This is a genomic window from Gordonibacter sp. Marseille-P4307 (genome assembly GCF_900604965.1).
Lineage (GTDB): Bacteria > Actinomycetota > Coriobacteriia > Coriobacteriales > Eggerthellaceae > Berryella.
This window is the reverse complement of the sequence record NZ_UWPD01000001.1, coordinates 669114-691409: the sequence shown is the minus strand read 5'-3', so window position 1 is coordinate 691409 and position 22296 is coordinate 669114. Positions and strand designations below refer to the sequence as shown.

The 22296-nt window shown below is 60.2% G+C and carries 21 protein-coding genes and 1 tRNA gene; 6 read left to right on the top strand and 16 right to left on the bottom strand.

Annotation, left to right across the window (positions count from 1 at the left end):
* Positions 1-40: 40 nt before the first annotated feature.
* Genes EIH26_RS03065 through EIH26_RS03045 form a run of 5 tightly spaced genes read right to left on the bottom strand, consistent with a single transcriptional unit; the run spans position 41 to position 4702 of the window.
* Positions 41-1330 (bottom strand): lipopolysaccharide biosynthesis protein, encoded by a 1290-nt coding sequence (locus EIH26_RS03065; protein WP_124060716.1) that lies wholly within the window; start codon positions 1328-1330, stop codon positions 41-43.
* Positions 1327-2127 carry a phosphorylcholine transferase LicD gene (locus EIH26_RS03060; protein WP_124060714.1) on the bottom strand — a complete coding sequence of 267 codons (801 nt, stop codon included), beginning with the start codon at positions 2125-2127 and terminating at the stop codon, positions 1327-1329. The genes EIH26_RS03065 and EIH26_RS03060 overlap by 4 nt, the downstream gene beginning before the upstream one ends.
* A 10-nt stretch (positions 2128-2137) precedes the next feature.
* The gene (locus tag EIH26_RS03055; RefSeq protein ID WP_124060712.1) at positions 2138-2470 is read right to left on the bottom strand and encodes a DUF2304 domain-containing protein; all 333 of its coding nucleotides are present in this window, start codon (positions 2468-2470) and stop codon (positions 2138-2140) included.
* On the bottom strand, positions 2449-3177 hold the full coding sequence (locus tag EIH26_RS03050; protein WP_124060710.1) for a glycosyltransferase family 2 protein: 729 nt from the start codon (positions 3175-3177) through the stop codon (positions 2449-2451). Before EIH26_RS03050 ends, EIH26_RS03055 begins: the two co-directional genes overlap by 22 nt.
* A gap of 43 nt (positions 3178-3220) precedes the next feature.
* Complete coding sequence (locus tag EIH26_RS03045) at positions 3221-4702, bottom strand: DUF2142 domain-containing protein (protein ID WP_124060708.1); 1482 nt, start codon at positions 4700-4702, stop codon at positions 3221-3223.
* Positions 4703-4826: 124 nt separating this feature from the next.
* On the opposite strand from EIH26_RS03045, the gene EIH26_RS03040 reads away from it, so the two are divergent.
* Positions 4827-5999 (top strand): glycosyltransferase family 4 protein, encoded by a 1173-nt coding sequence (locus EIH26_RS03040; protein WP_124060707.1) that lies wholly within the window; start codon positions 4827-4829, stop codon positions 5997-5999.
* Here the strand turns inward: EIH26_RS03040 and hypD are convergent.
* From hypD to EIH26_RS03010, 6 genes are all read right to left on the bottom strand, one after another.
* Positions 5993-7075 (bottom strand): hydrogenase formation protein HypD, encoded by a 1083-nt coding sequence (hypD, locus tag EIH26_RS03035; RefSeq protein WP_206424662.1) that lies wholly within the window; start codon positions 7073-7075, stop codon positions 5993-5995. The genes EIH26_RS03040 and hypD overlap by 7 nt on opposite strands.
* Before the next feature lie 53 nt (positions 7076-7128).
* Positions 7129-7386, bottom strand: a complete 258-nt coding sequence (locus EIH26_RS03030; RefSeq protein ID WP_124060705.1) for a HypC/HybG/HupF family hydrogenase formation chaperone — start codon at positions 7384-7386, stop codon at positions 7129-7131.
* A gap of 82 nt (positions 7387-7468) precedes the next feature.
* Positions 7469-9952 carry a carbamoyltransferase HypF gene (locus tag EIH26_RS03025; protein WP_124060704.1) on the bottom strand — a complete coding sequence of 828 codons (2484 nt, stop codon included), beginning with the start codon at positions 9950-9952 and terminating at the stop codon, positions 7469-7471.
* Between the two features lie 110 nt (positions 9953-10062).
* Positions 10063-11787 carry a glucose-6-phosphate isomerase gene (locus tag EIH26_RS03020; protein ID WP_124060703.1) on the bottom strand — a complete coding sequence of 575 codons (1725 nt, stop codon included), beginning with the start codon at positions 11785-11787 and terminating at the stop codon, positions 10063-10065.
* Positions 11788-11967: 180 nt separating this feature from the next.
* Positions 11968-12681 (bottom strand): LytTR family DNA-binding domain-containing protein, encoded by a 714-nt coding sequence (locus EIH26_RS03015; protein WP_124060702.1) that lies wholly within the window; start codon positions 12679-12681, stop codon positions 11968-11970.
* 88 nt (positions 12682-12769) lie between these two features.
* Positions 12770-14170, bottom strand: coding sequence for a Sapep family Mn(2+)-dependent dipeptidase (locus EIH26_RS03010; RefSeq protein ID WP_124060701.1), 1401 nt, complete (start codon positions 14168-14170; stop codon positions 12770-12772).
* Positions 14171-14376: 206 nt separating this feature from the next.
* Between EIH26_RS03010 and EIH26_RS03005 the strand changes: the two genes are divergently transcribed.
* Positions 14377-15348 carry a 3'-5' exonuclease gene (locus tag EIH26_RS03005; protein WP_124060700.1) on the top strand — a complete coding sequence of 324 codons (972 nt, stop codon included), beginning with the start codon at positions 14377-14379 and terminating at the stop codon, positions 15346-15348.
* A 77-nt stretch (positions 15349-15425) separates the two neighbouring features.
* A tRNA-Leu gene (locus tag EIH26_RS03000) sits at positions 15426-15509 on the top strand.
* An 89-nt stretch (positions 15510-15598) separates the two neighbouring features.
* On the opposite strand, the gene EIH26_RS02995 is transcribed toward EIH26_RS03000, so the two are convergent.
* The 4 genes from EIH26_RS02995 to EIH26_RS02985 are packed head-to-tail and all read right to left on the bottom strand — an operon-like array spanning position 15599 to position 16656.
* Entirely contained in the window at positions 15599-15808 is a 210-nt protein-coding gene (locus EIH26_RS02995) for a hypothetical protein (protein ID WP_124060699.1), read from the bottom strand.
* Positions 15795-15974 carry an RNA polymerase sigma factor gene (locus EIH26_RS02990; protein ID WP_124060698.1) on the bottom strand — a complete coding sequence of 60 codons (180 nt, stop codon included), beginning with the start codon at positions 15972-15974 and terminating at the stop codon, positions 15795-15797. The genes EIH26_RS02995 and EIH26_RS02990 overlap by 14 nt, the downstream gene beginning before the upstream one ends.
* A gap of 24 nt (positions 15975-15998) precedes the next feature.
* Entirely contained in the window at positions 15999-16133 is a 135-nt protein-coding gene (locus EIH26_RS08590; RefSeq protein ID WP_255409468.1) for a hypothetical protein, read from the bottom strand.
* A gap of 31 nt (positions 16134-16164) precedes the next feature.
* On the bottom strand, positions 16165-16656 hold the full coding sequence (locus EIH26_RS02985) for an isoprenylcysteine carboxylmethyltransferase family protein (protein WP_124060697.1): 492 nt from the start codon (positions 16654-16656) through the stop codon (positions 16165-16167).
* Between the two features lie 341 nt (positions 16657-16997).
* Here EIH26_RS02985 and EIH26_RS02980 point away from each other — a divergent pair, with 341 nt between their 5' ends.
* The 3 genes from EIH26_RS02980 to EIH26_RS02970 are packed head-to-tail and all read left to right on the top strand — an operon-like array spanning position 16998 to position 19864.
* The gene (locus tag EIH26_RS02980; protein ID WP_124060696.1) at positions 16998-18065 is read left to right on the top strand and encodes an iron ABC transporter permease; all 1068 of its coding nucleotides are present in this window, start codon (positions 16998-17000) and stop codon (positions 18063-18065) included.
* Positions 18062-19078 (top strand): ABC transporter substrate-binding protein, encoded by a 1017-nt coding sequence (locus EIH26_RS02975; protein ID WP_206424661.1) that lies wholly within the window; start codon positions 18062-18064, stop codon positions 19076-19078. Before EIH26_RS02980 ends, EIH26_RS02975 begins: the two co-directional genes overlap by 4 nt.
* Positions 19079-19084: 6 nt before the next feature.
* The gene (locus tag EIH26_RS02970; protein ID WP_124060695.1) at positions 19085-19864 is read left to right on the top strand and encodes an ABC transporter ATP-binding protein; all 780 of its coding nucleotides are present in this window, start codon (positions 19085-19087) and stop codon (positions 19862-19864) included.
* Positions 19865-19940: 76 nt separating this feature from the next.
* Here the strand turns inward: EIH26_RS02970 and EIH26_RS02965 are convergent, their stop codons facing one another.
* Positions 19941-22112, bottom strand: coding sequence for a YcaO-like family protein (locus EIH26_RS02965; RefSeq protein ID WP_124060694.1), 2172 nt, complete (start codon positions 22110-22112; stop codon positions 19941-19943).
* Positions 22113-22296 lie beyond the last annotated feature (184 nt).

Here is a 22296-nt window from a genome sequence, read left to right as displayed (position 1 = left end):
CTCGAACCTCCTGCAACAGCGAACGCCGGCAGACGGCCGGTCACTCTTCCGCAGCGCCGACGGGACACTGCCCTAGCTTCCTCACGATGAACAGCAGCAGCATGCCCGCACCCAGCAAGCAGGCCGCCATGCCGGTGAAGCTCACGCCGTTCATGCCCCATATCGATACGAACGGATAGCTGAGCACCGCAACTGCCGCAAACGCCACCGCGTTGCCGATCAGGTTCCCCCTGAAATCGCGCAGCGCGATAAGCAGATCCCCGAAAAACCAGAGGAACGCCGTCGCCAACGTGGCGATCAGAATGGGTTGGAGCAGGTACACGTACGAAAGTATGCTCTGGCCAAACAAGAGCTCGAGCACCCACGCCCCTGCCAGCGCCAACCCCACCGAGCAGACGACCGCCACGGCAATGATGCCAAGCGCCGTCCGCGCGAACAGCTTCAGGAACTTCGCGCGCTTCCCCCCGAAGTACAGCGCGGGGAACACGTCCAACAACGGACCGTACAGGTAGTTGGCGCCCATCTGAACCACCAGCGCAAGCGCCGCCACCGATGAGTAGATACCCAAGGCGGCGTCTCCGGACAGATACGACAGCATCTGCTTGGGAATCACGAACAGGGAACCGGCGGCAAGCGCCGCTATCGTGGACGGAAACGAGGTCTTCAGGAAAAAGACCGCCTTTGCCCCGGTAAGCTTCAGACACACCGGCTCGAACCGAGCCGTGCGCGGGATATCCCAGAAAACAAGCACCGAAAACGCAGCCGCGCCCATGGCGATGATGGCCAGATCGAGATTCTGCGTGAAGTAGAACACCGCCGAGAAGGCCGCAAGCGTGGACACGCCCTGGAGAATGAACGACATTCCCGCATAGTCCAGCCTGCGATGCTGCTGGTCGGTTCCGTGCAGCACATCGATGACCAAGCCTATTGCCTTGAAGCAGTAGAACAGCGCGATCGTGGGCAGCGCGTACCATGCGCAGGTGGCGTACGCATAAGCCATGCAAAGCACGAAAGAGGCCGCCAGCATGACCACGCGGAATCCCAGGTATTCGGATAGCTCGTTTTCCCGATTCACGTCCGAGATCTGGTAGGTTCCCATCTTGTAGTTTGCCAGGGTGCCGAACAGACCCACAACCGACATCGCAAGCGCCAGCAACCCCGCCGCGTCGTAGCCGCCAAGCGACAGGCGCACCACCAGCACCGTCACCAACCACTGACAAGCCAAATAGACAAGCGACCCCACCGAGTTCCACAGCATGTTTCCCTTCATGGACAGCGGGGGCACGGATTCGGGTGCGGGCTCGTTGCGGAAAACGCGAGGGGACCTCATCGCGACAACCGATACGCCTCGACCACGTGCACGGCCCGCTTATCCTCGGGAGGAATCTGCTTCCAATCGCCGTAATGCAAGCCGAGCAGCTCCTTGTATCCCGAGGGAACCGAAAGAGAGCGTCCCTCGAACGGCAGATGGACAACCGATGAGAACACCGCATCGGGAATGGGGCGCGGCGGATATCCGTCATCGACCAGAGCAGCCACATAGCCCGTATCTCGATCGCACGCATCGCGTGCGCTCTCGTCGATAAGGCGCGCGTACTTCACCGCATCAAGTCGATGGGCGACGGGACACACGATGCGCTTGGCGGCCTTCGCCAGAAAGGACGATCCCACCGAAGGGTCGGCCACGATGAACGACCGCGCAAGCGACAGGCGCCCGATGCGCTTGGACGCCCGCAGGTCGGACAGATCCACGCGATCGAGGGGAAACACGTCGATCCACACGCCCGTCGCGATATCTTTGCGAGCGAAATCCTCCTTCACCAGCGTGTTCGCGTCGACGATCTTCGCGAAGGGATAGACCGACCGCCCATCGCGGTAAAACGCCAGCGAGAACCGGTCGCTGGAGCGCCACCGGTCGAACCCGGCGACAAGGCGCTCGTAGTCCTCCCTCATCATGATGACGTCGATGTCGTCGTCCCAGGGAATGAAGCCCTCATGGCGCGCAGCGCCCAGCAGGGTTCCGTACCCCAAATAGTAGGTGATTCCCTGTTCGGAACATATACGCACGAACTCGTCCAAGATTTCGAGCTCGATGCTCTTTACCTCGTTGACGCTTAACGGCTCCACGGCCCGCCTCCTACGACTCTCGATCGCGCAGATCCCTCAGTGCGCAGTCCTGAGCGAGTTCGGCAACCTTCTTCTTCAAACTGGACAGCTCCATAGTCAGGTAGAACCCGCGCACCACCAAGATGGCGATAACGCACAGAAACACGAAGTTCGAGGGGGACTCGATGTCCAGCAGGTTCGAGAAGAAGAATGCGATCTGGGGAAACACAGACAAGATAACCAACGCCAGCGCCAAGAAGAACCAGAACATGGCCTCGTCCACCTTCATCTTCTCGTGGCGGATCTTGACGAGGATGAACGCGAACGTAAGAATCGCTCCCGCTACAAGCACGAAGACGAGCATATCTCCCCTTTCTTTCTGAACCACAGCACCAGCAAGATGGAAACGCCCATGCGCAGCATGTACAACACCGACTTCGTGAAGTTCAGATAGCTTTCCCCCGCAATGCGCTCGCGCATCTCGACGGGAACCTCGCATACCTTGAAGCCGCTGCGCATCAGATACGAAAGCGTGTCGGGCTCGGGTCCGAAATCGGAATCGCGGGCGAACAGGGGCACAACGCGCGAACTGAACAGCCGCATGCCCGATGTCGGATCCTGGATCCTCTGGCCGGTAGTGAGCTTGATCATAGCCGTGATCAACGTCGAACCCACCATGCGCGCGGAAACGGGCTTCCTGCAGTTCACGAATCGGGATCCCACCACGATGTCGGCGCCGGTGCCCTCGGCGCACGACACCAAATCCGAGATGTAGGCCGCCGAGTGCTGCCCATCGGCGTCGAATTGAATGACGTAATCGTAGGATTGCTCGTAGGCGTATTTCATGCCCGCCTGAAACGCCCCGGTCAAGCCCAGATTAATGGGAAGCGACAGCATCCTGTAGCCCCGCTCGCGACAGATCGATTCGGTCGCATCGCGCGAACCGTCGTTGACCACCAGGTAGTCGATGTCGGACGCATGCGCCTTCAGATCCTCGATGGCAGAGACGATGCTGCCTTCCTCGTTATACGCCGGCACCAGCGCCAGCACCCGTTTTCTCAAATCAGCCATACCCAACCCTATCGAACGGATAGAACCGCCGCCACGCAACCCGCTACCAGAACCATATGATAACGAACGCCAACGATATCGCATCAAGCGCAAGCACCGCGATTGCAAACAGGTGGGCCGGAGCCTCGCCTATCCGCAAACGCTTGAGGGAGAACAGCGAAGCCGCGCCCAAAAACGCTACGGGAATAAAATAGCGGCCCTGGACCCCCTCGACGGGACCCGCATCATCGGAGCAATCCAGCAGAAACACCGCAAATAGCATAAGCTGCTCTACCACGGCCAGAAGAAAGAACGTCAGCCTGTTGTGCCAGGGAATCGACAGGCGACCGTCGAAACTGGCCAGCAGCGCCACCAGCAGAACCGCAAGGTAGGCGGCCCACACAAGCGGAACGTGCGCGGCAGCCGGATAGAGCGCTTCGTGCGGCCACCCCAGATTCTCTCCCGCGAACTGGCAGATCGTCGGCACGCTGCGATGCTGGACGGTCTCAAGCAGCCGCTGGATGAACATCGAGGGCTCCAACCGATGCGCGGCCTCGTCCAGAAGGCGCCGGTACCCGCTCGACAAGACGAACGCAACCGCGAAGACCGCGAATCCCGCCATGGCAAACGGAACGCCCCAGCGTATCCAGCGCCGTTTGATTTGGGGAAGCAGAACCAGAGCCGCCGCCGTAAGGGGAAGGTAGGCGTACTTGCAAAGAAACACCAACGCGAAAAAGAAGCCCAGCAGCGCCCACTGACGCCAGGGAATCCCCACGCGCCCCTCGGCTCGCAGCGCGACCACCTGCGCAAGGAAGCAGAGAATGGCGATGTTGCACAGGGCGTCGGCCGAACACGACGCTTCTTGCTGTAGCAGCATGGGGTTGAGCAGAAACACCAGGGCGAACTGCTTTCCCGACGGAAGCCGCCTGATAATCCACCACCCCGCCAGCATGAACAACGCAGCGTTGGACAGGCGCGCAAGATAGATGAGCACATAGGCGTTCAGGCCGAGGGCCTTTCCCGCCAGCACCGTCAAAGACGGAACGAGGTAGTTCGCCTCCGAATACGCCGCGACGGTGAAATCCGTCTGCCTGACCTGGGTGTAATCGAAAGGAACCAACAGCTCGGCGGCAAGCTGCTCGTAGTTGTCTATGAACACGTATGCCTGGTGCAGCTGGGCGGGCACATCGAGGAGCGCCTGGCCCGCTCTGTTATCGAATATGCGATTGATATGGGTGAACTCGTCGGGTACCGCATAGGGCATCATGAAGAAGGCGAACCCGCCCAAAAGGATCGGGGCTAAAACGAGGAACAAGCGCTCGGGACTGGTGCGGTATCGATCGAACAGGCGAGCGAACAGCACCAGGGAAACCCCCGCGCATGCAACGGCAAGGCCGGTGGCAAGGGTGGCCCATCCCTCGCGATAATGGGCGCACAGCGCACCAAGCAGCGCAGCTTCGCCTACGATGACGAACGCGAAATAGAAGCCGAAAAGAACGATGCGTTCCGCACGCGCGCCCTTCTCCGTCTGCGATCCTTCCGACATGCCACCCGTCACTTGTCTATCCGTCGTTGCTCGATCCCCGGTCGATTTCCATGCAAAAGACTTCACATGATACCATTGATCGCGCTTTGATTCATTTCACCACCTCGGAGGAGAACCGAACGCCATGAACCGCCAACGCTGCATCTGCATGTTCTCCACCCGCTACGCCCCGAACGTAGGCGGCGTCGAATCGTACACAGAGCACCTGGCACGCACCCTGGTTCGGCTGGGCATCCGCGTGATCGTGGTCACCTCGAACACCCACGGGCTGGAAAGCCGCACGTCGGAATCTGGATTCGACGTGGTGCGGCTTCCCTGTCGCAACCTGCTGGGCGGCCGCTACCCCGTCCCCCAGAGAAACGCCGAATACCGCCGGCTCGTATCCTGGCTTGAAACGCAGACCATCGACTGCGTCGTGGTGCACGCCCGGTTCTACCCGCATTCGCTCGAAGGGTTGGCCCTTGCCGACAGGCTGGGCGCCAGCGGCATCGTAGTCGAACACGGCTCGGCGCACCTCACCATGGGACACGCATTCGTCGATCTTGCGGTACGCGCGGTCGAACACGCGATGACAAGGCGCGTCATGCGCTATCGGCCCAGGTTCTTCGCTGTTTCCCGCAAAGCCAGCGCATGGCTGGGCCACTTCGGCATCGCGTCATCCGGCGAGCTTCCCAACGCGATCGACGCCGATGCGTTCGCTTCGCTTGCAAGCGAACGCGATTTCGCCTCCGAGCTGCACCTTGAAGACGATGCGTTCATCGTGGCGTTCGCCGGAAGGCTGGTGCCCGAAAAAGGGGCGCTCGCGCTTGCCCGGGCCATCGCTTCTCTGGAGAAGGAAGAGGGGGCTCCCGTTTGCGCCCTCATCGCCGGAGCGGGGCCCGAAAGCCACGCGATCGAAGCGCTCGGATGCAAGCGCGTTCACGCGCTGGGAAAGCTTTCGCGCGAAGACTTGGCTGCGCTGCTGCATCGAGCCGACGCGATGGCCCTGCCCTCGCGCTCGGAAGGCTTCGCCACCGCCTTGCTCGAAGCCGCCGCCTGCAAGACGCCCGCAATCGTCACCGCCGTGGGCGGCACCGACGAGCTGATCCCCGATCAGCGGTTCGGCGTTCTGCTGGCGGACGCCCGTCCCGAAACGGTGGCGCAGGCGCTGAGAAAGGCCGCGGGCAACCGAGCGCTCACCGCATCGCAGGGAGAGGCCGCCTACCGGCGGGCGAAGGATCGGTGCTCGTGGGACGCAACCGCCCGATTGCTGCTGGAAGCCGTGTACGGCCCCTCTCGCAACGAAGCCGATCAGTAGTAGCGGAAATACGCCGCGCAGCTGCCCTCGCTCGACACCATGCAGGGTCCCACCGGGTTTTCCGGCGTGCATACCTTTCTGAACAGCGGGCATTCGTCTGGTCGCATGATACCGCGCAAGATATCGCCGCAACGGCACCCCTTCGGTTCGCGCGTCTGCTCGACCCGGGGCCGCAGCTTCGCAACGGCATCGAAGCCTTGGTAGCGCTCGCGCAGCCGATACCCCGACCCCTCGATGGGCCCCAACCCGCGCCAGATGGCCGTGCACGTGTCGAACACCTCGTCGATCGCGGCTTTCGCCACGGGGTTGCCCTCGGGCATGACTCCGCGCGCATACGCGATCTCGATCTCGGCGCGACCCTCGTGCAGCTGGCGCATGATCATGGCGATGCCCTGCAGCATATCCACCGGCTCGAAACCGGTGATAACCCCGGGAATACCGTATTTTTCAGCGAGGAAGCGGTACGGCTCGGCTCCGATGATGGTGCTGACATGGCCGGGAAGGATGAGCGCCGATACCTTAAGCTTCGGATCGGCGATGATCGCCTCGATGGCCCCCGGCATGTTCTTGTGCGCCGCGAACACGCTGAAATTTCCCAACCCCTCTTCAAGCGCCCGCTTGACGGCGATGGCCACCAGGGGCGTGGTCGTCTCGAACCCGACGCCCACGAACACCACTTCGCGGTCGGGGTTGTCCCGTGCGATTCTCAAAGCGTCCAACGGCGAGTACACGATTCGGATATCGCGTCCGTCAGCCTGCTCTTTCAGCAGGCTGGACGTAGACCCCGGAACGCGCGTCATATCCCCGAACGTGGCGATGGTCACCTCGGGGATGCGCGCCAGCGCGATGACGGTGTCGATGTCGCTGTTCGACGTGACGCACACCGGGCAGCCCGGCCCCGACGCCAGGCGCACCCCTTCGGGCATCAGATCGCGAATGCCACTGCGGGCGATGGACACCGTATGCGTCCCGCATACTTCCATAAGCACCGCTTCGCCGGGAGAGAACGCCGCAATCGCATCGAGCATCCTGCGGGCCAGCACCGGATCCTTGAAGCGGGCAAGCTCTTCCTCCATCGAAAAAACCCCTCGCTCGAAAGAGCCCGCCGCACGATCTGCCGTGCGCTCCATCAGAGAACCGCCGTCTGAGGGCCAGCCTCGAAATCGTCAACCAGTTCAGACATCTCGTCTATGAGGGCCAGCGTCTCCTTCGCGTATTCCTCGCCCACCACCTCGATGGAGAAACCCGCATGCACCAGCACGTAATCGTCCAGCCCCGCCTGGGGGGTAAGGTCGATGGAGATGTCGCGCGTCGTGCCCATGATGGACACTTCGGCCATGTTGTTGTCTTTCAGCTCGGTGATCCGAGCGGGAATCGCTAGGCACATATCCAAACCCTCTTTCTGGTCGGCTCCAGAATAGCCCCTCTCGCCGAAGCGCGCCCCATGCGCCCGACCCGTTCGCACGGCACTAACACACGGCCGATGCTACCACCGCCTGACCGAAAGAGATGCATCCGTCATTCGGAGGTAACTCGGCGTTGATGGCAACGGTGAACCCCGCCGCCTCTAGCTTCTCCAGCCCGCGCTCGATCAGATAGCGGTTCATGAACACCCCTCCCGACAGCGCGACGGTCGAGATTCCGTACACACCGCGCACCAGCTCGGCCACGTCCACCATCGCGCGCACGAACGCGCTGTGGAACCTCAGCGAAACAACCTGCACGGAAACGCCCGCTTCAAGATCGTCCAGCAACGCTGAAAACGTCGGGCTCGCATCAAGCAGGACCACCGAGGTGTCGCGGGCGGTGCTTTGGGGAAGCGCGGCGTTTTTCGTGATCGCGATGCGGTAGCGATCATCGTCTTCGATTCGGAGCTCCCCTTGTCTGGCGGCGTCGAACAGGATTGCCGCCTCGCCCTCGTAGGTGGGATGCGCACACACGCCCGTAAGCGCCGCGGCCGCATCGAAGAGCCTGCCCACCGACGAAGTGGAAGGCGCGTTCAGACCCCTCTCGATCATCTGGTCGCACACCGCCGCCTGATCGCCCAGCTGGTCGATAACGCGGCGGGCGCAAGGGTGCCCAAGTAAATCGAACGCCCACAAAACGCCGTAGGCCATACGCAGCGGGTTCTCGATGGCGGCCGCACCTCCCGGCATCGGCACATACGAAAAGTTCGCGAAGCGTTCGTAATCGGATCGGTTGGCCAACAGCACCTCGCCGCCCCACAGCGCTCCATCGGCGCCGTACCCGGTTCCGTCGAACGCGATGCCGCACACCGCCTCGCCGATTCCGTGCTCGCCCAGAACCGAGGCGATATGGGCGTGGTGATGCTGAACCTCGATCAGAGGAGAACCCTGTTCGCGAGCCCATTTCGCCGTAAGGTACTCGGGGTGGGCGTCGCACGCCACAACGGTCGGGGTCAACCCGAATAGATTCTCGTATCGTCGCTTCGCTTCAAACCAGGCATCGTAGGTCTCGACGTTTTCGACGTCCCCGATGTGCTGGGAGACGAACACCTCGGGTACGCGAGTGAGGGCAAGCGTCGATTTCTGCTCGGACCCGCAGGCCAAAATAGAGGGGGGCTGAACTTCGGCCGGTGCCAAATCCGCCTCCGCGGCCCTTTGCCCAGCCGCACCTTCGTTCACATGCGCGCCCTCGGCTCCGGAAGACCCCGCCGCGCCATCGACGGAACCCAGCCTCAAGGGCGCCGGAGCGAACCCGCGAGCACGGCGGAAGAACTGCACCGCGCGATTGGGTCGTCCCGCCGCATCCGCTCCCGGAACGCTCAGCACGCGCACGACCGAATCGTCGTAGCGCGACTCGATGACGCGATCGTTGCCCAGAACGGCATCGGCGATGGGGGCCAGCAAGGCGCGCGCAGCCCCATCGTCGGTGACGATGGGATCGTTATGGACGTTTCCCGAAGTCATAACCAGCATGCGCTTTCCCGTCGCCTCTGCGAAATCGTGGATGAGCAGATACTGGACCGGAGTGGCGGGAAGCATGACCCCCAGATCGGGCAAACCGTCTGCCAACCCCGCAGCCAAAGAAGCGTCCGAACGCTTGCGCAAAAGTACGATCGGACGCGCGGGAGACTCGAGCAGGGCCGCTTCGGCCTCATCCACCTCGCACGAAATGCGGGCGTCTTCGATGCCGGCCGCCATCACCGCGAACGCCTTGCCGTCGCGCTTCTTGCGCGCGCGCAGCTTGGCAAGCGCGGCCTCGCTGGACGCATCGCACACCAAATGAAAGCCGCCCAGACCCTTCACCGCAACGATGCCTTCGGCCGACAGAACCCGCACGGCCTCAGACAGGATGCGATCGCTTGATTCGCGGGTTGCCCCCCATGTCACCTCGCCCGCAATCCCGTCGGTCACCTCGCACCAGCTGATATGAGGCCCGCACTCGAAGCATGCGTCGGGCTGCGCATGGAATCGCCTGTCAAGCGGATCGGCGTACTCCTGGGCGCAATGGGGGCACATCGGGAAATCGGCCATGGACGTTTTCGGGCGGTCGTACGGAAGCCCGTTGATGATGGTGAAGCGCGGACCGCAGTTCGTGCAGTTGATGAACGGGTAGCGGTACCTCCGGTTCTCGGGGTCGAACAGCTCCCGCCGGCAGTCTTCGCATGTTGCCAGATCGGGCGACACGAGCGTCGTCGCATCGGCCGCCCCGTCGTCGGAGAATCGGATCTCGAACTCGGTGAAGCCCTCCGGTACGGCGTCGTGCATCTTGATGCGCTCGACCTTGGCGGCCGACGGCGCATTATCGGCTATTTCCATGACGAACCCGTCAAGATGGGACCGCTCGCCTTCGGCGTGGATGGTTACTCCGTCGATAGCGTTCAGTACCCAGCCGTTGACGAGGTAGCGCTTGGCCAGACGATAGACGAAGGGGCGAAACCCAACCCCCTGCACGACTCCCTTCACCTGAATGTCGATCGCTTCGATCATAGCAACCTCCTAAAGCAGACGATCCCTCCCGCATCCGCAAGAGGGATCGTTTTCAGCACACTGAGCGAATCGCGGGCCAGCGCTTCTTCGCAACCGCCGCATCCGCGTACCTAGATCCCTCGCTGCTCTTGGATCTCCCTGATCACCGACGTGATCTCGGAAGCAAGCGCACGCAGCGTCACCCCGGAGTTATCGGGCAGGTGCAGGTGCACCACGCGCCGATCGCGCGAGGAGAGCGTAACGAAATCGCCTACCGCCTGAGCTTTGGCAAGCGTCCCCAAGCTGGGAGCCACCGCGTCATGCAGGGGAATGTCTTTCAGCTCGTCTGCGGAAAGAATGAGGAACACCCCGTCGTTGCGCCCCCCCTTCTGCAGCTGTCCGGTCGAATGCAGGTAGCGCGGACCCACTTCCAGGCACGACACCACCCCGAACCCCGAGGCGACCCCGTGGCGAACGACCTCGAGCGCCTCGCGGCGGCCCTCCCCCGTGAACGGCAGAAACGCATTCAGCGCGAAGAAGTCCCCCTGCTCGATGGACCCCAGCAGGCCGCGCAGAGCCTCTCGGATGGTGCCCGGACCCGCAAGACGAGAACCGACGCGCACCTCGGCCTCGCCCATATCCCACTCGCCAATGAAGTGCTCGGTGAAATCGGGGGCGGGCTCGCCTTTTTCGAGGATGTCCATGACCTCGGACTTGGCCGAAGCGACATCGGGCTGATCGAACGGGCAAACCTTCATCAGGTACCCGCACATGGCTATGGCGTACTCCCACACCACGAAGTGCTCGGCCAGCTCTTCGACCGATTCGATACGGTAGTTCAAGCGAGGGATGGTGGGATCGACATACGACAGGCTCATCTCGAAATTGCGCATCTCGTCCCACGAGTCGTTTTTGGTCTGGTACATCACCACGCTGCGATCGCCCGGGTCCGACGAGAGCAGAAGCGAGTCCACCTCGATGTTGGGAAGGATCCCCTGGCCTTCCTTGCCCAGGCTCTCGGCCACCAGCTGCTCGATCCACAGGCCCAGAACGCGACCGCGCTTCTGCGTGAGCACCGAAAACTTGTTGCGGCCCTTCAGGTAGTTGTCGTACAGAAACGACGCCAGCCCAATGGCCGGGTTGTCGATGGAGTCCTCGCTGCAGGCCCGCTCCGCCTCGAGAGCGCACGCCATCATATGCTCGATATCGATACCCACAAGCGCGGCAGGCAGAAGGCCGAACACCGACAGAGCCGAATAGCGGCCACCCACCGTGGGTTCGCCGGAAAACACCGCTCGCCACCCCTCGTCGCGCGCCTGGCGTTCAAGCTCGGAGCCCGGATCGGTGATGGCCACCAGACGGCGGCGCACCTCGTCTTCGGTCAGAACCCTGCAAAACGCCTCGCGCACCGCCGCCAGCATCAAGCGGGGCTCGACGGTCCCGCCGCTTTTCGACGAGATCACCACCAGCGTGGTCTTCGGATTCACGATGGCCAACACCTCGCGCAACCGCACCGGGGAGTCGGAATCGAGCGTGCGAAACCGTATATCGGACGAATCCACCTTGTTGTATTTCGTAATGGTCATCGAAGCCTGGGTCGAACCCCCCTGGCCGATAAGGACCACGTCGGTCATCCCGGCGTCAACGGCCTCGCGGGCAAACGAGCGAATATCGGAAAACGAACACGGGGGGTTGCTGGCCAGATCGGTCCAGCCCATGTAATTGCGGGCACATTCCAGCGCCTCGTCGGAAAAATCGTACACCGAAGCGTCCTTGGCGTGGATGCGGCTCGCAATATGCTCTCTCACCAAGGTCTTACCCGATGGGTACAGCTTTTCCATCTCTACGGAAATCATCTGAGGAAATCCTCTCATCCGTTTTGGGAACGTGCGAATGCACACACGCACGTCATTTTACCGAAACGCCGGCGAGGGCTCGCCGAAGGCTCGAACGGCATGTTCCTTGGCGCGGTTCGAACCGTTAAGCAAAAGCCCCAAGCACCGTGCCTGGGGCCCTCCTCGCTCGTAACGTGCCTGCTACAGCCCCAGCGCCTTCTTCAAGAGCGACACGCGGCGGCGAGAGACGGGGATGCGCTCGTCCACGCCGTTCAGCGCAAGGGACAGCGTTCCGCCGGCCACCGGCTCTACCTCTTCGACCAGCGAGAGATTCACCAGATAGCCGCGATGCACGCGGAAAAACCCATGTCCGTCCAGCCTTTTCTCCAGCTGAGCCAAGCTGACCGTGGAGAAGTAACGGTCATCGTCGGTTTGCAGGTAGGCGTAATCGTCGCGCGCCATGACGAAGCGGATGCTGTCGATGGGGATGAAGATCTTCTTGCCCCCCTTCTCGACGGGGATGCGCTCGGACTTCTGAGCCTGGAGGTGCAGCGCCACGTTTTCGCGCACCCGGGAGATCGCCTGGGCCAGACGCTCGGTTTCGACCGGCTTCACCAGGTAATCGACGGCGTTCACCTTGAACGCGTCCAGCGCATACTCGCTGTAGGCGGTTACGAACACCACGGCCGGGGGAAACTTCAGGTGCTGCAGGCCGTCGGCGAGCTTCAGTCCGGTTGCCTCAGGCATGTTCACATCGAGGAACATGACGTCGCAGGGGTACTCCTTCAGCTTCTCGATGGCCTCCCGCACGCTTGCGGCCTCGGCCACGACCTCGGTCTGACCAAGTTCGTCAAGCAGAAACCTGAGCTCGGAACGGGCAGGGGCCTCGTCGTCAACGATAATCGCTTTAAGCACAGCGGACCTTCCTCAAACGTCAGCCCCTCGACAAAAGAGCTGTCCTGCGGTTGGTTACACGGCACTGATTATAGAGCAAGCGCAAGGATCACAGGGAGCATTTCATCAGAGCGGCGAGGGACAAAACGTAAATTCTGAACGCGTCCTTCAAGGTGTCCTCGCTTATCCCCTCGTCAGGTCCGTGCATCGTTCCCACCCAGGCGGGACGAACCTCGTCGGGCATTTCGGGTCCGAAGCTTGCCGCGCATGGAAACAGACGCGCATACGTGCCCCCCTTCATGGTGAAAGCCGCGTCGTCGCGCCCGGTCACCCGCCTGTAAGCTCCCAGGAGAGCCTGGACGGCCTCGGAGTCGGGGCTGGTGAGAAAAGGCTTTTTGTCATGATCGAGCGAAAACGCCGCGCCCGCCTCGTGCGCGGCGGCTTCTACGCGCCGTGCGATGCAAGAGGCCGACGTCGTGGTGGGATACCGGCAGTCAATCGTTTGGCGCAACCGCCCCCCTTCAAGCGATGCGACCCCCCCGACGCAGGTGAGCGCTCCGAAGTCGTCGTCTACTGCCTCGATCCCCACGCCCGACCCGTCGCTCACCGACAGCAATGCGCGCTCGAAGTTCAGAAACGCCCGCTCCTCGGGTGTGCCCACTCCGTTTTCCAGCATATAGCCCACAAGAAGCCCGATGGCGTTGCGGCCCAGCTCGGGCGTCGAGGCATGCGCGCTTTTCCCGCGTGCGAACAGATCGAACATACCGCCTCCGAGCGGCGTCGCCTCCACGCAGTCGCTCGAAGCGAGCGCCCGATCGCTGCGCACGACCGCCCGGGCCTGCCCGGGTACGGCGTTCACCGCCGCACCTCCCTCGAACTCGACGATGTCGCCGTTCTCGACGATGGGCCCCTCGACCGTCCCGCTGCAGATGCCCGCCTCTCCGTATCCGACGGGGAACTCGGCATCGGGCGTGAATAGAAACGCGGGGTCCGCGTGATGGGCGCGATAGTGCTCGACGTCTTTCATGTTCGTCTCCTCGTTGGCTCCGAACAGAAGGCGCACCGTGTAGGGCAAAGGACCGCATGCATCTTTGATCAGGCGAACGGCGTGCAGAGCCACGACCATCGGCCCCTTGTCATCGCTTGTCCCCCGACCCAAGACGAACCCGTCTTTACGCGTAAGGGAAAACGGCGGGTATGTCCAGCCCGGCCCCGCGGGGACGACGTCAACATGTCCGATCACGCCGATCTGGGTGGCGCTTCGTCCCGGCGCATCGGCGTATCCCAGATACCCCTCGCAATCGCACACGTCGAAACCATATCCGGCCGCGATGTCCAGCGCGCAGGTCAAAGCCGCGCGAGGCCCGGGACCGAACGGAGCTCCCGGCTGCGCAGACCCCAAATCCTCGACGCTTTCCACAGAGACGAGTGTCTCGATATCGCTCAGCATAGCGTCCCAATGATCCTCCAGATACCTATCTGCCGCCGCAAGCAAATCGCGTTCGTCCATTCTCCATCCCCGCCTTCCACTTCGGACCCGGAAGCTGGCCGCTGCACAGCGCAGGCAAAGCAGGCGTGCAACGGCATCTCTATCGACTCGATGCCTAGATTAACGCGAAAGGCATCAACGGCATCCCTCGTGCTAGGATTATCCTCGACTAACCCGCAAGCGGGCGCTGCGAGCAACCGCTTCCCACCCGAACCGAAGGAAACCCCATGAACATCGACCAGGCTCTCGAACATGCAAACGCCTTCGCCTTCCCCGACTTTCTGCTCGCGTTCGGGGATGAGGCGATCGAGACCGAGTGCGCGAAAAACGAGGAGGCCATCAAGGTGCTCACCGATGCCTTCATGGCTCAAGACAACCCGGGATTCGGGTTCGACTTGGTGCTCGAGCTGGCCGATCGCAACCGCGATCTGGCTGATCAGCTGGAAAGCGATCGCATCGAGCGCATGCGCGGGCTGAACCTGTCCCGAGGCCTGTCCGACGATGACCTGGTACGCGCCATCGCCAAGCTGCGCCGCTGCCGCCCCGAAACCGTTTTGAAGGAAACCGTCCAGCGCCGCCAGCCCATCGCCACGGCCTACGCCGGAGGAAACGGCATGTGCGGAACCGTGGTGGGCATCGACATCGAAACCACGTCGCGCCACCCCGATCGCGGGCGCATCATCAATATCGGATGGGAGCTTATGGAGCTGAAAGCCGACGCCGAGCCCCGCGATGCGGTCAGCCTGTATTGCGGCCTGCCCGCCGAATACGAGCAAAAAGGCGTGCCCCTGGCCAACATCCATAAGATTACCTGGGATGACGTGAAAGACGAAAAGCCCTTGCGCGAGAACCCCGAGCTCCAGGCCAAGCTGCTGCAGGTGCTGGAATCGCATCCCTACATGGCTCACAACGCCGCTTTCGAGGACTCGTGGTTCATGCTGAACCTCAAGGGGTACGCCGAAGGGCGCAAAGCAGGGCGCATCATTCCCATCGACACGCGCGACATCTGCCGCCAGCTGGACCGCGAAACGCAGTTCATGCCCTTCGACGCCAAGCCGGCTGCGCTGGAAAACTGGGCGCGCCGCCGTGGCACCCTTGCTCCCGACCAGGCAGAGCGCCATCTGGGCTTGGATGACGCCGACCTTATGCTGCGCACGGTGCGCGAAGAGATCCGTGAGCGCAACCTGTTCAAGGCCTAGACAGGGCAAGCGTTGGAATTATGATGTTGGGAACCATCTCGCGCTGTTCCGACCGATGAGCTATAATCCAACCCTGCGCCCGAGTGGCGGAATGGCAGACGCGGCGGTCTCAAAAACCGTTGGGGAAACTCGTGCGAGTTCGACTCTCGCCTCGGGCACCACTTGAAACTGAAAGAGGGGGCTGATCGCAGCCCCCTCGATGCGCACCTGGCCCGGGTGCGTTTTTCCCTTTACGGCCGAGCATCGATTCCTAAGCCAGCGGCTTGATGGATGCACCGCCGATCTCCACCGATGCCACCTCGCTTGGATCGATGATCCGATCGAAGAACACGTTGCGAGACCAGATAACCGTCCCGCCATCGTCGCGGCTGATGCTGTACACCACCGCATACCCATGCGCATCGCCCACCACCGCATCGGCCTCTCGCTCCGTAAAACCGTCCGTCCTACGATCGCTCATCTTGCCCTCCTCCGATCGACTCGCGGATCATCTGCCTCCCGCGGCTCAAGGCCTTGAATACGGCAGATTCCGACTTGCCCTGCATATGGGAAATCTCGGCAGCCGAATACCCTTCGACATAATGGAAAAACAGCGCCTCGCGATATCCGACGGGCAGATCCATCATGCGATCGAAAACCTCTCGATACGCCTAGTCGGGCTCAGGAGCGGCCATTTCGGGTGCCTGATCCAGCGCTACGATCCGCATGCTGCGGCGCGACCGCAGCAGATCCTTGCATGCATTCGACGCCGCCAGCACCGCCAGCGCGATGATGACGTATCGCACCTCAGGAGCTTCATAAGCGGGGGCAAGCAGCCTATCCTCCTGGGAACCAGGGAATGCAGCGGTTCACGCGCTTGCAGTAGTCAGCGTAATCCTGACCATAGAGGCCAGATAGCCATTTCTCCTCAGTAGCCTTCATGAAGATGGTGAGAACCGCCCAGAACACGAAAGGCAGGACGAGCAGCCAGAGGTTGCCGAAGGCGAAAACGATGCCCGTGCATAGGAACATGAAAGCGGAATAGACGGGATTGCGCACGAAAGCATAGATGCCATCGGTGACGAGTCGATTCGACTTGATCCCCCGGTCGATGCGAGCGCCAATCACAGCCGTCATCCACAACGCGACTCCCCCGACCATGAAGGCAAAACCAAGCACCGTAAGTACCACAGAAGCGGCACCCGCGCTAGCCACGGGCAAAAATCCTAATGTCGAAAGCGCGATCCCGGCAACGGTGAGCAAGGCTATCGTCATGACATATGCTGGTCCGGGGCCAAACAGGGGCAAATGGCTTTCTTCTTTGCTCATATTGGCTCCTTGAAGTTAGGTAATGCCTACTCATTCATTCTCCCACAGAATAGCGGGGGGAACAGGGGCAAAATGCAGCTAGCCCGCCTACATCAATCGCACCCACTTTGTAATAATGGAGGATTGTGCAGTGATCTCGAGCCAAAACCCCCATTGGCTTCCCCTCAAATCCACCTGTTTCTTTCGAGTTAGCCTTTCCCTTCGGAGATAAGACCATTCACCCGTTTCTACGATCAATTAATTAGAATCAGCTAACTTATCAAGCAAAACGAGTTAGAATAAGTCTCGGCTAACAATTCGGACAGCCCGTTTAAAGATACGAGAATGAGGACAGTCTGCAAATGAACCGACGTGCGATTTTATTAACTTTTGCAGGATCTGCCCTATTGATCGTCTCGATATTCATGGCGTTCGGCATCGGGTTCGCACACGTTTCGCCTCGCACCATCCTGGAAGTTTTCTGGAGCAAGATTTCCGGCAGTCCCGGCTCGTTCAGCCAACGCGAAGAGGTGATCATCTGGGAAGTGCGCGGCGCGCGCATAATGCTCGCCGCAATCGTTGGAGCTGGCCTTTCGGTTTGCGGAGCCATCATGCAAAGCCTGGTACGAAACGTCCTGGCAGACCCCTATCTGCTGGGCACCGCTTCGGGAGCATCTGCTGGAGCGGCAACCGTCCTGGTATTTGGAATCAGCGGCGCGTTCGGATTGGCAGGTGCAGCCTTCATAGGTGCAGTCATAGCCACGGTCGCGACGTTCGCCATAGCCTCGACAGGCGGTAGTTTGACATCCAGTCGCGTGATTTTGGCGGGCGTTACAATCGGATTCGCCATGACGGCTCTTACCAATCTGATGGTCTTTGCATCAGGCGACGAAGGAGCAGCCCGCTCGGTGATGTTCTGGATGCTCGGTTCTCTGACTCTTGCGAACTGGGATCAGATGCTGCTCCCAGCCCTTGCACTGCTGATAACGACAATTATCGGAATGGGAATGGGGTCAGGTCTGGATGCCATGTCCGTGTCGGACGAAACCGCGCAGATCAGTGGCTTCAATCCACAACGCCTCAGGATGGCGAGCATGCTCCTGGTATCGGCTTGCATCGCCGTTCTGGTCTCGGTAGCTGGTCAAATTGGCTTCGTGGGTCTGGTAATCCCCCATGCGGCACGCCGGTTGGTGGGCGCCACCAACCGATCCGTAATCCCCATATCCGCACTGCTTGGCGCGGTTTTGATGGTCTGGGCGGACGTTATCGGACGAATTGCTTTCCAGCCAAGGGAAATACCCCTCGGTATCATCACCGCGCTGGTTGGAACCCCTGTCCTCATCGCATTGGTGCGCCGGCAGTACAGCCAGGGCAGTGCACTGAATGTCGGAAAGAAAGGACCTAGGAAAGGAAGGAAAGGAAGGAAATGAAAAAGACAACGATGTTCAAACGACTGGGGGCGACCCTAACTGTCAGCGCCTTGCTGATGGGCGGACTCATGGGCTGCTCGAGCACCGGCAACGAGTCGGTCGAAGCACCATCGGCATCGGCATCCGCAGATGCTGCCTACCCCATGACCTACAATTATGGCGGTCGTGAAGTCGCCTTCGACAAGGCACCGGAAAAGATTCTCACCTCTGGCCCGACGTCTGCCATCTATGCTGCTGAACTGGCAGAGCAAGGACAGTTCGCCTATCGTTCGGGCGAATTCAAAGACCCCAATCCAGAAGCGGACGCAATGGGAGCAAAAATCCTCTCGGATGGCGAGCTCAGCACGGAAAGCATCATCTCCCAAGATGTGGATCTGGTCATTACCGATACCTTCACCGGATTCGACCCCAAAAAGGTGGAAGAAGCCGGAATCAAGGTAATAGTTCCCAATTCCATCGTCGTTCATGCCAAGGCAGACGGCGCTGACTCCCTGCAAGTTCCAGATGAAAGCCCCTTCGAGCTCATCAGCAGCGATTTGCGTGAACTTGGCAAAGTTATGGGACAACCGAAACGCGGTGAAGAGAAAGCTGCGGAATTCGAGAAGAAACTGGCCCAGTTCGACAAGGAAAAGCCCGGCAAAGGGAAAACTGCGGCGTTGCTCTTCTATTTCTCCCCAGAATATCCCGTGATGTCCGTCAGCAATGCGAGCATCGAAGGTCAGATGATGGAGCGCTTGGGACTGGAAAACATCTTCGCTGACGAAAAGGCCCCTTACGTCGAAGAAGTGAACTGGGAGACGATCCTTGAAAAAGACCCGGACGTGATCATCATCAAGTATGGTCGCACCGGCTCCACCTTCGAGGAAGACAAGGCCCGCCTGCTCACCGAACCCGGCGCCGACACCATGAAAGCGGTCAAGAATGATAAGATCGTCGGCATCTCCAACCATAACATCTGGCCCACGCCGGCAATCATACCTGCGATGCAGGCTATTTCCGACTCGTTGAAATAGAGCTTCATGACACTCTTCAGCTGCGAGGACATAACGTTTCGTTACGCGGGAATTCGCGAGGCAAACCCCACTTTGACCGGGGTTTGCCTCTCCATTCCCAAAGATTGCATCTTTGGGATAATCGGACCGAACGGTTCGGGCAAATCCACGTTCCTGAAATGCCTCTACCGTTCCTTAAGCCCCACGTCCGGCAAAATCACATTCATCGGCAACGACCTGGGCAGCTACTCCACGAGAGGGCTGGCTAAACAGATGGCCGTCGTGGTTCAGACGGAATCCGCATCGATTCCGCTGACGATCCGCGAGTATGTGCGCTTGGGTCGCGCAGCTCATCATAACGTGCTCGATGGATTCACTGCGAAAGACGAATCCATCGTGGACGAAGCTCTTGCCGAGCTGGGAATAGAGGAAATCCAACACCGCCCGATCACCGAGATAAGCGGCGGCGAATACCAGCGCACCATGTTGGCGCGGGCCCTGACCCAGAAAACCGATGTCCTGCTCTTGGACGAACCGACGAACCATCTCGATGTCTTCCAGCAGCACAAGATCCTGCAAACTGTGCGCAAGAAGAACTTCTCGGCGGTAGTGGTCCTGCATGACCTGAACCTTGCTGCACGCTACTGCGACTACCTGGCGGTTCTCGATCATGGCAAGGTGATCGACATGGGAACTCCGGATGAAATCCTACGTGCAGACCTGATAGAAGACGTCTACAAGATGTCCATCAACCGTTTTGTCGTGGATGGGGTAATACAGCTCGTCATGCTCCCACTCGAGTCCTGAGATTCGAACCGAAGGATCAAAAAAGGAGTAAGCCACCCCCCCAAGACCGTCCGCTAAGCGGGTGGTTCGTTTTTTCTCAAGCGTGCGGGAGGGGGCGCAGATTCCAATTTATCGAAGCCTGCACATCATCGATCCATCCCAACTTCTCCGCTGTATGACGCACGGCATCGTTTCCCAGATGAGGGAAAGCCGCCGGAGAATTCATCACGGTTCCGGGAACAATGACGCGAACCACCTTAATGCCACTCTGGGATATATCGGGTGGGGTAAGGTCAACCACAATCGGTCTAAAGCCCTGTTCGGCAAGTAATGTCACGTAATTAGAAACTCCCCGCGAGATTCGATTCTCGTTTTCCAAGGGCAAAACCGCATCTGACCTGACGATTGACATGACAGCTTCATGTGTGCTGGGATCAAGATAATACTGCTGCTGCGCCATGAGGTCAGTGCAATCCGAAAAATCAGGTGCATAATCCTTTGCATACGCGCGATCTTGCCGGTATGCGCGCAACCCGCCGCGCGGCAACCGGCCACCCGCAATAGCATTCCAGTGAGAGCCGGATTGGTCGAGCAGGTCGATGCTTCCCTCTTGCAAGCTGAATGCCTCCAACAGCGCCTTCAACGCAGCATCCCGTTCAGCAGGCCGAGCGGCGAAGCCCATGTTGATCGTCTTCCAACGATGATTGAGCACTGTTGCGCAGACGACGGGGAAGCCGAACACGTTTTCCAGGCGCGTCAGGAAGATTTCCTGATAGTCTGGGAATTCGCCGAGCTGTGCCAGCAACTCGCCCGACACTTCCAGACCAGGTAACCTGATGCCCGTAAGCCACCATGTCATCGTCGCATGACGCTCGATCACTTCCTCGATCGCGCTGCAAACCGCATTCTCGTAGCTGCTGCCAGCCGCTATCCCGGCGAACGGGCATTTCAGCAATGGCTTTTCGAAGCCGTTGGGGTATGAATGCCAATTCGAATAGGTCAACGATGCCGGAACCATGACGGATTCATCGGTGTCCAAATATCTTGCCGGCACCCATCCAACAGGTAAATCCCTGGTGAATGGCGCGAATGGAAATCCAGGTCGCCGATAATCCTCATCCCGGAACAAGACGATGGATTCCGGAGAGAGCACATCGATCCCCTTTCTTCGCAATTCGCTGAACGAGCCCTGCATTACCGGCAGCGTATCCAATGCATTGCCCGCATAACGCTCGCAAGATTCTCCCAAAGCAGCGAAATACGCTTGACCGGGATCACCCCATGAAGACCCCTCGCAGGTATAGGCGCAATTCCATGAAGATACTCTTTGTATGAATGACATATCCGCTTGATAGGTAACGATGCGACTAGGTAGATCAGGATGATGCTTAATCTTGCGAAGCCGGCGAATGATGCCGCATTCAGGTGAAACGAGCTGTTGCGGCTCTACCTTGGCGCGAGTGGCATCAAGTCGAGCCGGCCATGCCAGGACGGTATGTTCGGTCACCGTTCCATCGAGTCCTATTTCCAGCATGAGCCCCGATTCCAAGCTTGGCAACAGCTGGACGGCATGCTTCAGCGCCTCGACGCCGATCATCATAACAGGGCCCGTGACCGATGGACGTTGAAGGGCGCGAGCTATAGGCTCGTTGAACTGAGCCGCTATCCTACGCCGTTGCAAATCGGTCCATGACGGACCCTCGCCGGAAGAAAACATAGGGCCAAGCCACAGTGAGTCGCGCCGCCAGACCAGAGGACACCATGGGAAACGATAATTGCGCGCAAGCTGGTCGAAATGACCAAACGCAAGCTCGTCCATCTGAGGCTCCAACCTGATAGGCGTCGCACCAGAGGAAAAAGCCATGTGCAACACCTCATCATCGGGAAGTGCGCAAACCTCCAGATCCATCCTGCCGGAATTTTCCATCAGAAGACGCCCCAGCGACGGATTTCCCGCCAGAAGATACTTCGCATCCGAGCGGCTCTCATCAGATGCGATGAGATTTGCCGGATCCAAGAGCCCGTATTGACGGCATAGCCGCTCATAAAGCTGTTGCGATGTGGTAAATAGATCTCTCAAGCTGTCGGGAACATCCCGTTCGCCAGCTTGCCAAGATCGATAGAAGGAAAGCGTCTGGGAAAGCGGTAGCTCGATCACATAGTGGGTCGAAGCCGCGTCGGTGAGCAACGTACTGCGATGCGGCAACTCCCGCAATTCGAAAGAAGGAGCCACCTCAAGACCGAAATCTGCCAGCAAGTTCAATTCCATACAGAACCCCTCCAAAAGGCCCCTATCCGTAAAAAAGGGCCAGGAAGCACCCACGTGAGCAACGAGCATCACGGGGCTTCCCGACCCTCCCAGCACTCAATTAGCTAGAAGCTAATTGGCGGTCGAGGTCGCATGGCAGCACGGGGCCACCAGACGTTCGCTTGCGTCCTCTTCGATCATGTTG